The sequence below is a fragment of the Deinococcus taeanensis genome, assembly GCF_020229735.1.
GTDB lineage: Bacteria > Deinococcota > Deinococci > Deinococcales > Deinococcaceae > Deinococcus > Deinococcus taeanensis.
Genome location: NZ_CP083455.1, coordinates 1,722,965 through 1,735,544, shown reverse-complemented (window position 1 = coordinate 1,735,544; position 12,580 = coordinate 1,722,965). Strand labels below are relative to the sequence as shown.

Here is a 12,580-nt window from a genome sequence, read left to right as displayed (position 1 = left end):
CTCCCGTTAGCGGCCTGACTGTCCCAGGTGCCGCCTGACCTCTTCGAGCACCGTACTGGCATCCGTTTCAGGGTTCACGTTCTGCCAGTGCTGGACGATCACATCATCCGGGCCGATCAGGAACGTCTCACGCCGCGCCGGCCGGAACGACAGCTCCGGGAGAGGGTCATCCAGCACGCCGAACTGCGTGCTCAGGCGGTGCTGCTCATCCGTGATCAACGGAAAACTCACCTGACACACGTCGCGGAACACCAGCTGCTGCTTGCGGGTGTTGCTGCTCACGCCAAGAACCTTCACCCCGGCCTGCGCGAATTCCGGGTGGTGGGCCTGATAGCGCCGCGCCTGCAACTGGCAGTGCGATGCGGCGGCGTGGGGGAAGAAGAACACCACGCGCCACGTCCCTGAATCCTGGCCCGAGTCGTACCGGGCGCCCTGATCCGTGGTGGCAGTGAACGCCTCGACCTTGTCTCCAACTGTCAGCGACATACCTGGAGTGTAAAGCGCCGGTCCGCCGAACGCCTTTCACAGAGGGGGGAGCCTCAGCGCCTGTGAAAGACAAACACTGCCGCAACACGGATGGCTGACCGGCCAGGGCACACGTTCCTGCGGCTTGCCGCGTGTACCAGGCGTACCTTCAGGCAATCCCATCAGGGTGCAGGCCCTGTCAGCTGCTGAAAGTCCAGTCAGGTGCACCTCCGGTTTCTGAATGTTTCCTTTGGATCACCTTCCGAAATTCCGTACTTAAGACCGGTCTTTCCCTGTCAGACTGTGCCGGGTGAGTCTGACGTGCATATGACAGTTCTTGTTGTGGATGATCATCCGGCTGAACTGCTGCTGACCTGTGAGGTCTTTGAACTCACCATGCCAGACGTGGACGTCATCACAGCCGGCTCCGTTCCGGAAGCCCTTCACATCCTCTCAGAACATCAGGTTCTGCCCGACCTGATCCTGCTCGACCAGCAGCTGCTCGGTCAGAGTGGCTTTGAGGTGCTGAGCGCCGTGCGCGGCACGCCCCGCACGCAGCACATCCCCGTCATCATGATGAGCGCTCAGCATCAGGACGCCCACGAAACCCTGGCGCGCGAACTCGGCGCCACCGCCTACCTGCAAAAAAGCGTGGACCTGCACGAGTACATGGATTCAGTCACCGCCTTCATGGAAAAGGTGCGCTAAGCGAACACTGCGTGCGACCTTCCCAGGATTGACCCCGGGACGTCCCGCTCCGCCGTTCGTCCTTCCCGATCCAGCTGTTACTGCGGGGGGCACTTCATCCCGTATGCTGAGCACGATGAGCGCCGTGATCCACCTGCAAGCGCTCGGGCTGACCGAGTACGAGGCCCGTGCCTATACCGCCCTGCTGGCCCTCGGCCGCGCCGTGCCGGCCCGCGTGGCCCGGCAGGCCGGCATTCCCCGGCCCAAAATCTACGAGACGCTCGAACGGCTCGAAGGTCGGGGCCTCGCCGCCAAGGTCGGTCAGAATCCCCTGGAATACGCGCCTCTCAGCGCCCGCGAGTACCTTGCCCGCGCACGCCGCTCCTTTGACGACCGCCTGGGCGCACTCGACCGTGACCTGTCGCGCCTCGCGCCGGACCCCGCTCCGGAAGCCGTGTACCACCTGTACGGCGAGGCGGCCATCCGCAGCCTCTGCGAAGACCTCACCCTGAATGCCCGCCACAGTCTGTACATGGCGGGCGACGCCAGTTTCGCCGACCGCCTGGAGCGCCTCAGCCCGCGGGGCGTGGACCTGCACCGCACGCCCCTGACGAACCTGCCGCCCATCGCTGCGCAGGGCCAGCGGGCCTTTCTGCTGGCCCGTGACGGAGAGGCGGCGCTCGTGGCCCACTTCATCGACGATGGCGGCGTTGGGGAAGCCCACGGCGTGCACACCCACAACCCCGTGATCATTCACCTGATTGAAGGGTACGTGCAACTGGCCGCGCAGCAGAACCCACCTCACTAAGCGCCCGCGCAAGTTGACAGCTTCAAAGACCGCTGTTAATCTATCTGAGCCTCAAACGAGGCCAGAGAACAAACCGGGGCTGTGGCGCAGTTGGGAGCGCGTCTGAATGGCATTCAGAAGGTCAGGGGTTCGAATCCCCTCAGCTCCACCAAGAGGAACGCCCCGCACCCAGGCGGGGCTTTTTCAAGGCGATGTAGCTCAGCTGGTTAGAGCGAACGACTCATAATCGTTAGGTCCGCGGTTCAAGTCCGCGCATCGCCACCAAGAGATCACCCACGGATCACCCGTGGGTGATGCTTTTTTGGCAGTGGGCCAACCGTAACCGCTGCTGGGGTCTGGGTGGGCTGGCGGCCTAGAATGCCTGTCATGTCGGATGTTTCTCCAGTGTCTCCGCGCGGCGAGGTGCCGCGTGATGTTCTCGTGCGCTGGCTGGGCGAGTACCTGAACGTCTCCGCGTTCCGGGATCCCAGCCTCAACGGCCTTCAGATTGAAGGGACCGAGCTTATCCGCCGGGTGGCGGTCAGTGTCGACACCAGCCTGAAGACCCTTCAGCATGCTGCGGACAGTGGCGCGGACCTGCTGATCGCCCATCACGGTCTGTTCTGGGGGCAGCCGCTCGCGCTTACCGGTCCGCACCGGGAGCGGGTGCGAGCGGCCCTGATGGCCGACCTGAACGTCTACGTCTCCCATATTCCGCTGGACGCGCATCCGGAGGTGGGGAACAACGCCATGATTGCCCGAGCGCTGACGTTGCAGAACCTTCAACCGTTCGGGGAGTGGGCCGGGACGCGGATCGGTCTGGCGGGGGAGCTGCCGTTCGAGCAGTCCCTGCAGGACTTCGCGGATCGCGTGCAGAAGCTCACGGGAGAAATCTGCCTCGTGCATGGGGGCGGCCGGTCTCCGACCGTGCGGCGCCTGGGTGTTCTCAGTGGCGGCGGGGCGGGCAGTATCGCCGAGGCGGCCGCCCTGGGGCTCGACACCCTGCTGACCGGCGAGCCGGAGCACAAGCACTTCCATGATGCGTTTGAGTACGGCGTGAATGTGGTGTACGCCGGGCACTACGAAACGGAAGTGTTCGGGGTCCGGGCGCTGGCCGCGCGACTGGAGGATGAGTTCGGCCTGCAGTGGCAGTTCCTGCATCACCCCACCGGCCTGTGAGCCCGGGGCTGTTCCTGACCTTTGAGGGTCCGGAGGGCGCCGGGAAAAGCACGCAGCTGGCGCGCCTGGTCGCGCGGCTCGACCAGGCGGGCGTTCCACACGTGGTGACGCGCGAACCGGGAGGCACGCCCCTGGGCACACGGGTGCGGGAAGTCCTGCTTGACCCGGCCCTCAGCATCGACGCGCTACCGGAGTTCCTGCTGTACTCCGCGAGTCGCGCCCAGCTGGTCGTGAATGTGATCCGGCCGGCGCTGGCGCGTGGGGCGGTGGTGGTCTGCGACCGGTACGCGGATTCCAGTCTGGCGTACCAGGGTGCCGGGCGGGGCCTGCCTGCTGCGCTGCTGCAGGACCTGACGGGCGTGGTGACCGGCGGCCTGACCCCAGACGTGACGGTGCTGCTGGACCTGGACCCGGCCGTGGGGCTGGAGCGCGCCGCGCGGCGCGGCCAGCCGGACCGGCTGGAGCGCGCCGACCTTGCCTTTCATCAGCGGGTCAGGGCGGGCTTTCAGGCGCTGGCCGCGCGGGACCCCGCGCGGTTCCTGACACTGGACGCCACGCGGGGTGAGGATGAGCTTGCCGAGCTGGTGTGGGCGACCGTGAGCGCCCAGCTGCATTGAGCCGACGGGTCAGCGGCGCGGGGCGCGGCCAGCGACGCCCGGATCCTCACTTTTGAGGCCCGCGACCTTCACCTCGAAGACGGTGGCCCAGCGTTTCCCGGTGAGGAGCAGGGTGCCGCGCTCCGGAATGAACGCGATGCCGTTGGGCACGTCGTCGAAGGTGAGGGGCCGGCCGGCTTTGGTGGCGGCCACACTGGCCTCGCGCGTCAGCTCAGACACGTCGATCCAGGCGGTGACCTTGCCGGTCTGCGGGTCGATCCGGGCGATGCGGTCGGTGAGCCACACGTTGGCGTACACGTTGCCCTGCACGTACTCGAGTTCGTTGAGATTCTTCACAGGCTGTCCCTGGTCGGTGACCTGCACGGTGCGCCGCACGCGGAACGTGCGGGGGTCCCGCCAGGACAGGGTGGCGCTGCCGTTGCTCATGATCAGCTGCCTGCCGTCGTGCGTGAGGCCCCAGCCTTCGCCGGTGTAGCGGAACCGGCCGGTTTCCTTGAGGGTGCCGCTGTCAAAGGCGATGGCAACGCCCTCCTGCCAGGTGAGGTGGTACGCGGCGCCGTCGAGGACGGTGACGCCCTCACCGAAGGCCGTGGCGATGGGCGTCCCGACCTGCGAGAGGACCTTCCCGGTTTTCAGGTCGACGCGGCGCACGCCGGACTGCCCGGTGATCCCGGTGCTTTCCATGACGACGCCGCTGCCCAGGTACTGGAAACCTTCCGTGAAGGCGTTGCGGTCGTGTGGGTAGCGGGCCGTGACGGTGGCTTTCAGGACCGGCGTGGGGGATTGTGCCCGGGCATTCAGGGCGGGGAGAGTCATCAGCAGGAGGAGCAGGGCACGGGCACGCACCTTCCCATGGTAGTGGCCTGTGAGGCGCGCCGCTTCACAGTTTCTAAAGGACCTCACGGTCCTGACCCGGCCGGCACAGCAGGGTGGTCCTGGAATGCGGCCTGCGCTGTGGCCCGTACCGCCTCGTGTGGGTCGTTCATCAGGGGCGCGAGCGCCCGGCGCTCCTCCCACTGGCCGAGGGCCCACGCGGCGGCCTCCCGGACCTCCCAGGCCGGGTCCTGGGCGCCCGCCTGCAGGACCGGCCAGCCTTCAGGCGCGCGGGTATTGCCGAGCACGGTCAGGGCGTTGCGGGCCATGCCCTTGCGGCGCGGTCTCAGGAACGCGGTGCCCGCCCACTGCCGCTCAAATTCCCGTTCACTCACGCCGAAAAAGCGGGTGAGGTCGGGAAAGGCCAGCTCCGGGTCCGGCTGCAGCAGCCGCGCGAGAGGCCCCGCGCGGCCTGTCCAGGGGCAGACCTCACTGCACACGTCGCAGCCCAGCAGCCACTCGCCCACCCCAGGCCGGAACTCGTGAGGCACCGGTCCACGGTGCTCGATCGTCAGGTACGACACGCAGCGCCGCGCGTCGATCGCGCGGTCCGGCCCGATCGCGCCGGTGGGGCACGCCGTGACACAGCGCAGGCAGCGGCCACACCGGTCGGGGTGCGCCGCCCCGGCTTCTGCCAAGGGCAGATCGGTGAGCAGCACGGCCAGGGTGACGAACGCCCCCAGTTGCGTGCTGACCAGCATCCCGGATTTTCCGCGCCACCCCAGGAACGCCCCGCCCGCGAACAGCCGCTCCATGACCGGCCCGTGATCCACGTACCCGCGCGCCCGCACGCCCAGCCGCGCTGCCTCCTGCTCCAGGCGCGTCAGGACCGGCTGCACCTGTTCGTGGTAGTCGGGCGTCCACGCGTAGCGCGCGACGCGCCCCACCCGCACGCCGCCTGTGGGCCGTGCAGGCGGCCCGAACGCATGCGACACGCCCAGGACCAGCACGCTCTGCACGCCCGGAAGGCGCTGCGCGGGGTCGGCCCGGACAGGCAGCTGCCGTTCCAGGTAGGTCATGCCGGCGTGACGCCCGGCGTTCAGCCACCCGGCGTACTCCGCAATGGCTGACGCAGGAACCTGCGCGGCCGTCCAGCCTGCGGCGTCCGCACCCAGGGTGCGCGCCAGGTCGGCCAGATGCTCAGCAGGGGAGAGGGTCATCGGGCCGCAGTATGCCGCGGTCGCCGCCTGGCAAAGGAGAGGGGCCGCACGCTGAACGCGGCGGCCCCGGCTCGGGACGCATTACAGGGTCTGTTTCGCCAGGGCCCACGCCGCCTCGAACACCTCACCGCGTTCAGGGCGCGCCATGACGCGCGCCAGGCCCTGCGCGAGGGTCATGCTGGGCACGTGCACCTCGGTGGTGCGCTGCACGTTCTCCCAGCGGCAGTGGGTCTGGACCACCTCGGCACGCTCGGCTTTCAGGCTGAACAGCACGCCTTCACCGCGCAGTTCCACGCCGCACAGGTCGCCGTTCTCCCGGCCGCAGCGCCCGGCGCGGAACTCCACGGTACTCAGGTCCGGCCAGCCCAGCGTGCTGGCAATGAATCCCGCGAACAGCCGCGCCGGCAGGTCCTTCTTCCCGGCGTAACGCACAGTCAGGTGCGTCACGCGCGGCAGCTGCTGCGCGGCGTCCGGACTGTCGAACAGCTGCGCGAGTGCTTCGCGCCACGGGGCCGAACGGCTCCAGCCCAGGTCGGCCAGCGCGTAGTGCCACGACGGCGGCATGTCCAGCGTGAGACTGTCCACGATCACCTGATCGGCAATCTCGGTCAGTTCGGCCAGCAGCGTGCCCCCTGGCCGGCTGTCGGCACCCCACCACACGTGGTTCACGGTGGCGGGGCGGATCAGTGGCAGGATCGCGCCCTGCAGCTGCTCCGGGCTGGCTTCCAGCGTCAGGCGTTCCACGTACAGGCCGCCTGTCTGCGGCACCAGGCTGGCGTGCACGGTCAGGTCGTCCGTGCCGTCCATCACGCCGATGATCTGCCGGCCCGCGTACCGGCCCTCCAGGCCCGCCAGGGCCTCCTGCACGCGCCTGAGGTGCTGCCGGACTGTCAGGGCGATCATGTTGCCGGTGTAGGCGCGGGTTTCCACGGTCGTCTGCGCCCACAGTTCATCCAGCGTGAGCTGCGCCTTACGGACCGTGGTGTCCACGGGGCCCAGGGGTTTCAGGTCGGTGGCGTACGTCATGCGTGTTCTCCCGCGCGCTTCACAGGCGCCGCCAGCGGCGGTCCTCGCCCATCAGGTCATCGGCGGCGTCCGGGCCCCACGTGCCTGAGGTGTAGTTCGGGAAATCGGGCGTTTCGCCCTTCTTCGGTTTGCGGCTGGGCGGGGCGTCCCAGACCTGCAGGATGCCACTCACGATCTGCCATGCCAGGTCGACCTCGTCCTCGCGGGGAAGAGGGTCGCGTCGCCCAGCATGGCGTCGAGCAGCAGCCGGGAGTACGGGCTTTCCAGCTGCGCGCCGAACGCGTCGTACCGGAAGTCCATCACCACCTCGCGCAGCACCATCTCCTGACCGGGCGTCTTCGAGCTGAATTTCAGGCTGACCCCCTCGTCCGGCTGAATGCGGAAGGCCAGCACGTTGCGTTCCAGACCACCCGGGAAGATGCCCAGCGGTGGGCGTTTGAACACCACGGCGATCTCGGTGACCTTCTTCGGCAGGCGCTTACCGGTGCGCAGGAAGAACGGCACGCCCTGCCAGCGCCAGTTGTCCACCTCGAGTTTCACCGCGACGTACGTGGGCGTGACGCTGCCGCCCTGAACGCCGGGCTCCTGGCGGTACCCGGGGACCTTCTCGCCGTACAGGGTGCCCGCACCGTACTGCCCGCGCACCGCAACGTCCGGCACGCGCCCGGCAGGAATTTCCTTCACGGCGCGCAGCACTTTCACCTTCTCGTCGCGGATGGCGTCCGCGTCGAAGGCTGCGGGGGGCTCCATGGCGGTCAGCGCGAACAGCTGCATCAGGTGGTTCTGCAGCATGTCGCGCACCACGCCGGCTTCCTCGTAGTACCCGGCGCGGCCCTCCAGGCCCAGGTCCTCGCTGGCGGTGATCTGCACATGATCCACGTACCCGCGGTTCCACAGCGGCTCGAAGATGGCGTTCCCGAAACGGATCGCCATGAGGTTCTGCACCGTCTCCTTGCCCAGGTAATGGTCAATCCGGTACACCTGCGATTCGTTCCACACCTGGTGAATCGCGTCGTTCAGGGCGCGGGCCGAAGTGAGGTCCCGCCCGAAGGGCTTCTCGATCACCAGGCGGCGCCACCCCTGCGACTCGTCCGCCAGGCCCAGGCGGCCCAGGCCGTTGCTGATCGGCTCGAACAGGCTGGGGGGCGTGGACAGGTAGAACAGGGCGTTCTTGCGGCCGCCGTGGGCTTCCTCCGCCCGGTCAAGTTCCCGCCCGACCTTCTCATACACCTCGTCCCCGGCGAAATCGCCGAACTCGTAGTACAGCAGGTCGCGGAACTTCTCCAGGTTGCCCGGCTGAATGGCGTCGGTTTCCTTGCTGTCCTTGAGCGCCTGAATCGCGTAGTCCTTGAACTGCTCGTCGGTCATTTCCTGACGGCCCACACCCACGATGTTGAACGCACTGCCCAGCAGACCGTCCTGCCACAGACCGAACACAGCCGGCAGCAGCTTGCGGCGGGACAGGTCCCCGGTCGCGCCGAAGATCACCAGCGTCGCCGGTTCCGGCGCGCGGTTGCGGCGCATCAAGGTGCGGAAGGGATTGGTGCCGTCCGCCCCGGGGCTGGCCGAGCGGGTGGGCTTCGAGGTGGTCTTGTGGGTGGCCGCGGCGCGGCTGCCGCTGGTTTTCGAACCCCGTTTGGGCGCCGCGCCCTCCGGGCCGCCCGAGTCCGGTTTCGCAGTGGTCGCGGCTTTGCGGGGACTCACGCGTCACCTTTCACGCGCTGCTGCCCGGTCTCGCCGAGCTGTTCCGCGGCGCTGCCCTCGCCGCTGCTGGCGGTCACGCCGATGTTCTCCGGCGCCGCGACGCTGGGGTGATCGCCGGGCGCCACCTCCGGAACCAGGCCCTCCTGGCGGGGCGTTTCGATCGTCTTGACCGCGTGCCCCCCGAAGGCGCGGCGCATCGCGGAGAGCATCTGCCCGGCGTAACTGACCTCCTGCTGGCTGCGGAAGCGCATCTGCGTGGCCAGCGTGATCACCGGGGTGGGAACGCCCAGTTCGATGGAGTCGATGATTGTCCAGCGGCCCTCGCCGCTGTCGGCCACGTAATCCGAGAGTTTCTCGAACTCGGCTTTGTTGTTCAGCGCCTCGGCAGTCAGGTCCAGCAGCCAGGAGCGGACCACGCTGCCGTGCCGCCACAGTTCGGCAATCTGCGCCATGTCCAGGTTGAAGCTCTGGTGCGCTTTCATCAGCTCGAACCCCTCGGCGTAGGCCTGCATCATGCCGTACTCGATGCCGTTGTGCACCATCTTGACGTAGTGGCCGCTGCCGGCCGGACCCATGCGGCCCCACCCGCGGTCCGCGGCGGGCGCGAGCGCCTCGAACACCGGGCGCAGGCGCTCCACGGCTTCCTCGGCGCCGCCGATCATCATGGCGTAGCCTTCCTTGAGGCCCCACACGCCGCCCGACGTGCCGACGTCCACGAAGTGAATGCCGTGCGCGGCGAGTTCCTCGGCGCGGCGCATGCTGTCTTTGTAGTTGCTGTTGCCGCCGTCGATGATGATGTCGCCGGGCGCGAGCCGCTGCGCGAGGTCGTCAATGACGCTCTGCGTGATCGGCCCGGCCGGCACCATAACCCACACGGCCCGCTGGCCGGGCAGGCCAACTGCATCAATGAGGTCCTCCATGCTGCGCGCGCCGCGCGCGCCCTGTCGCTCGATCTGCGCCACAGACGCTTCGCTGCGGTCGTACCCCGTGACCTGAATCCCTGCCTGGGTGAGGCGCAGAACCATGTTGCCGCCCATCTTGCCCAGTCCAATCATGCCGATGTTCATGGTGTGACCTCCTGGCACGGAAGCGCTTCCAGCGCCGTGCCTCAACGTGCTGCACTATACGTCTGCCCGGCCGTCGCCCGTAAATGCAGCCGCCTCACCTTTGAGCCGCACCTCAACCTCCAGGCGCCCCCAACCGTTCCACCTGACCGGGCGCGGCGTCGCGCCCCCCAGCCCCGCCGCTTTGAGCAGCATGCCCACCCCCCGAGCCGGGCGCCACCGGCAGCCTGCAACACTGCGCCTACCTCGCTCTGCAACGTGTGGCCCTCAGGCCGCAGTGCGAGGCTGCTGACCTTCTGCGGGAGTGCGGCCTCAGCGCGCCGCAGTTCAACGTCCTGCGCATCCTGCGCGGCGCAGGTGAGGCCAGCCTCACCCGAAGCGACATCAGCGGGCGCCTCCTCGAGCGCGACCCGGACGTCACCCGGCTCCTCACCCGCCTTCAGGCCGCCGGGCACATCACGCGCTCGTGCGACCGGCCTGACCGGCGCGCTGTCACCACGCGCCTCACCGCCCAGGGACGCACGCTGCTCGCCCGCATCGTCCCACCCAGCACGGCCCTGCACGCCCGGCAGTTCAAGCACCTCAGCGCAGCCCAGCTGACCACCCTGTGCACCTGCCCAGCCTGTCTGCACCCGCCCCGTCGGCGCACCCGCCCGGCCCGGCGCAGTTCCGTGCCCACAGAGACCAATGCCCGCCCGGCCCGGTGCTACGCTCCGCGTATGACCGCTCCCGCCCCCACCATCACCCCCGCGACCGGCGCCGACCTGCTCGACCGGGCGGCGCGCGGGGAACGCCTCAGCCCGGCCGACATCGAGGCCCTGTACCACCTGCCCCTCCCGGACGTGGCCGCCGTGGCCCACGGCCTGCGCCTGAAACGCCGTGACCCTGGCACCGTCACGTTCCTGATCGACCGGAACATCAACTACACCAACATCTGTAACGTCGGGTGCAACTTCTGCGCCTTCTACCGCACCCGCCGCCAGAAAGACAGTTACACCCTCACCTACGAGCAGATCAGCGACAAGATCCGTGAACTCGAGGCGGTCGGCGGCACCCGCATCCTGCTGCAGGGCGGCGTGAATCCCGAACTGGGCCTGGACTACTACACCGGGCTGCTGCGGCACGTCAAAGCGCACCACCCGACCATCCGGATCGACGCGTTCTCACCGGAAGAAGTGCTGTTCATGGAAAAGACCTTCGGGCTGAACCTGGACGACCTGCTCGACACCCTCATCGCCGCGGGCCTCGACGGCCTGCCCGGCGCGGGAGGCGAGATCCTCGAGGACGACGTGCGGGCCGGCGCAGCGCCCGCCCGCATCCGCAGTGACGACTGGTTCCGCATCATCGACGCCGCGCAGCGCAAGGGGCTGTACACCATCTCCACCATGGTGATCGGCTTCGGCGAAACGTACGCGCAGCGCGCCGCGCACCTCATCAAGACCAGAGAGCAGCAGGACCGCGCCCTCGCCGCGTACGGCGGCAACGGCTTCTCCGGGTTCGCCATGTGGACCCTCCAGACCGAGCACACCCGCCTGCACGGCAAGGCCCCCGGCGCCACCGCCCACGAGTACCTGCAGCAACTCGCCATTGCCCGCATCGCCCTGGACAACATCCCGAACGTGCAGGCGTCCTGGCCTGCACAGGGGTTCAAGGTTGCGCAGGCGGCCCTGTACTACGGCGCGAACGACCTGGGGTCCACCATGCTCGAAGAGAACGTGGTCTCTGCTGCGGGCGGTCACGGCCGACACCACGCCACGGTCCGCGAACTGATCCGCATTGCCGTGGACGCCGGGTACACCCCCGCCATCCGCAACAGCCGCTTCGAAATCATCCAGTGGCCCGACGCGGACGCTGTCCTGAACCGCGGTGACACAAATCCCGAAGCGCAGCGCGCCGTCGGCGTCCAGTAACGGGCCAGAGGCAGGGGTCGCCGGGCTTCCTTGAGCGGCGTCTGGGGGATCGCTGCGCTTGTCTCCCGCCTTCTCTCTGAGAGGCAGCTTGAGCTTCCCTGAGTGTGGTCCTCACGCGGGTGTGATTAGCTCGGCGTGAACGACGGAGGAGTCCTTGCCTGCCCTGGCCTACATCTTCTGTGAATCCTGTGCGGCTCCCGAGACCGGCAGTGACTGGACCGGAGAGGCCCGTTTCCTCATGGACGGCGCCCAGGAATTCCTGACTCTGCTCGAACGCGCCGGGCTCGCCAACCTGGGCCACCCGGACGTGACCAGCCTTCAGGTGAGCGCCGAGACCCTGTTCGAGGACGGCGAGATCATCGGCCGCACCACCCTGACCGCCGCCGATCTTGCCACCCTCCTCACCCACGCTCCACCGGAGCAGCATCCCCGCCTGCTGGCCTGGGCGGCCTTCGCGTACGCGCTCGAAGGTCAGGGGCAGGCGGCGCGCCTGCTGATCTGGTTCGTCCGCTGAGGCCACACACAGGCAGAGGGCACTTCTGATCAGGAAGTGCCCTCTGCCCGGTGCCGCCTGAGGCCAGCGCAGGCTGCGTTGTACTCAGGCGGCGCCGGGGAGGTCCAGCGGCGAGCGCTCCACCCGCAGACGCCACGACAGGTCCTGCAGCGCTTCTGCGTACAGCGCCCCGCTCACCTGCGGCAACCACGCCAGTTCCAGTGTTGCGTCTGACAGGTCAACGTGTGTACTGCGGTGATGCCAGCCCGGTCCCTCAACGTCCAGCACGACCAGACCTGACTGCACGAGGATTCTCACGCGGCCCGAATCCGTCCGCGTGTCACTGAAGTGACGGGTGACGTTCATGCCTGCAGCTTAGCGGCAGCGACTGACGCTTTTCATACGCCAAAGTGATGACCGCCTGACCGTAGGTCTTCATGTTGCCGCGCCGCGCCTATCTACACACCTGCCGCGGCGCGCCGCGCGACTCCCGTACACTTCAGGCATGTTCAACCGCCCACGACAGAACGGCGCGCCCGGAGCGGCGCTTCTTCTTCGTTGGGGGCGTTGAGCGCAGCCCAGCGTTCACTCGATCGCCCCCGGACGCCTGAAAGC

12 protein-coding genes, 2 tRNA genes and 2 pseudogenes are annotated in these 12,580 nt (G+C 68.1%); 9 read left to right on the top strand and 7 right to left on the bottom strand.

Annotated elements, in window-relative coordinates; translation table 11 throughout:
• Window positions 1-6 precede the first annotated feature (6 nt).
• A complete protein-coding gene (locus tag LAJ19_RS08350) occupies window positions 7-486 on the bottom strand; it encodes a peroxiredoxin (protein ID WP_225475310.1) in 480 nt (159 codons plus the stop codon).
• 306 nt (window positions 487-792) lie between these two features.
• Between LAJ19_RS08350 and LAJ19_RS08345 the strand changes: the two genes are divergently transcribed.
• The 6 genes from LAJ19_RS08345 to tmk all read left to right on the top strand — a co-directional run bounded on the left by LAJ19_RS08345 (window position 793) and on the right by tmk (window position 3,735).
• Window positions 793-1,173 carry a response regulator gene (locus LAJ19_RS08345; protein ID WP_225475309.1) on the top strand — a complete coding sequence of 127 codons (381 nt, stop codon included), beginning with the start codon at window positions 793-795 and terminating at the stop codon, window positions 1,171-1,173.
• A 115-nt stretch (window positions 1,174-1,288) separates the two neighbouring features.
• Window positions 1,289-1,960, top strand: coding sequence for a TrmB family transcriptional regulator (locus LAJ19_RS08340; RefSeq protein ID WP_225475308.1), 672 nt, complete (start codon window positions 1,289-1,291; stop codon window positions 1,958-1,960).
• Between the two features lie 75 nt (window positions 1,961-2,035).
• Window positions 2,036-2,111 (top strand) — tRNA-Ala (locus tag LAJ19_RS08335).
• A gap of 36 nt (window positions 2,112-2,147) precedes the next feature.
• Window positions 2,148-2,224, top strand: a tRNA-Met gene (locus LAJ19_RS08330).
• Window positions 2,225-2,326: 102 nt separating this feature from the next.
• A complete protein-coding gene (locus tag LAJ19_RS08325) occupies window positions 2,327-3,118 on the top strand; it encodes a Nif3-like dinuclear metal center hexameric protein (protein WP_225475307.1) in 792 nt (263 codons plus the stop codon).
• Complete coding sequence (gene tmk, locus LAJ19_RS08320; protein WP_225475306.1) at window positions 3,115-3,735, top strand: dTMP kinase; 621 nt, start codon at window positions 3,115-3,117, stop codon at window positions 3,733-3,735. The genes LAJ19_RS08325 and tmk overlap by 4 nt, the downstream gene beginning before the upstream one ends.
• A gap of 9 nt (window positions 3,736-3,744) precedes the next feature.
• On the opposite strand, the gene LAJ19_RS08315 is transcribed toward tmk, so the two are convergent.
• From LAJ19_RS08315 to gnd, 5 genes and pseudogenes are all read right to left on the bottom strand, one after another.
• Window positions 3,745-4,551: a glutaminyl-peptide cyclotransferase gene (locus LAJ19_RS08315; protein ID WP_225523234.1), complete on the bottom strand. Its 807-nt coding sequence runs from the start codon at window positions 4,549-4,551 to the stop codon at window positions 3,745-3,747.
• Window positions 4,552-4,634: 83 nt separating this feature from the next.
• Entirely contained in the window at window positions 4,635-5,768 is a 1,134-nt protein-coding gene (gene queG, locus LAJ19_RS08310; protein WP_225475305.1) for a tRNA epoxyqueuosine(34) reductase QueG, read from the bottom strand.
• Window positions 5,769-5,849: 81 nt separating this feature from the next.
• Window positions 5,850-6,794 (bottom strand): glucose-6-phosphate dehydrogenase assembly protein OpcA, encoded by a 945-nt coding sequence (locus tag LAJ19_RS08305; protein ID WP_225475304.1) that lies wholly within the window; start codon window positions 6,792-6,794, stop codon window positions 5,850-5,852.
• Between the two features lie 19 nt (window positions 6,795-6,813).
• A pseudogene (gene zwf / locus LAJ19_RS08300) lies at window positions 6,814-8,321 on the bottom strand (glucose-6-phosphate dehydrogenase).
• Between the two features lie 173 nt (window positions 8,322-8,494).
• A complete protein-coding gene (gene gnd / locus LAJ19_RS08295) occupies window positions 8,495-9,565 on the bottom strand; it encodes a phosphogluconate dehydrogenase (NAD(+)-dependent, decarboxylating) (RefSeq protein WP_225475303.1) in 1,071 nt (356 codons plus the stop codon).
• Window positions 9,566-9,822: 257 nt separating this feature from the next.
• Here gnd and LAJ19_RS08290 point away from each other — a divergent pair.
• The 3 genes and pseudogenes from LAJ19_RS08290 to LAJ19_RS08280 form a co-directional block, all read left to right on the top strand.
• Window positions 9,823-10,044: pseudogene (locus LAJ19_RS08290) on the top strand (MarR family transcriptional regulator); the annotation flags it as partial.
• 237 nt (window positions 10,045-10,281) lie between these two features.
• Entirely contained in the window at window positions 10,282-11,472 is a 1,191-nt protein-coding gene (gene mqnC, locus LAJ19_RS08285; RefSeq protein ID WP_225523233.1) for a cyclic dehypoxanthinyl futalosine synthase, read from the top strand.
• A gap of 154 nt (window positions 11,473-11,626) precedes the next feature.
• Complete coding sequence (locus LAJ19_RS08280) at window positions 11,627-11,986, top strand: hypothetical protein (RefSeq protein WP_225475302.1); 360 nt, start codon at window positions 11,627-11,629, stop codon at window positions 11,984-11,986.
• Between the two features lie 84 nt (window positions 11,987-12,070).
• Here the strand turns inward: LAJ19_RS08280 and LAJ19_RS08275 are convergent, their stop codons facing one another.
• Window positions 12,071-12,331: a hypothetical protein gene (locus tag LAJ19_RS08275; RefSeq protein WP_225475301.1), complete on the bottom strand. Its 261-nt coding sequence runs from the start codon at window positions 12,329-12,331 to the stop codon at window positions 12,071-12,073.
• Window positions 12,332-12,580: the final 249 nt, after the last annotated feature.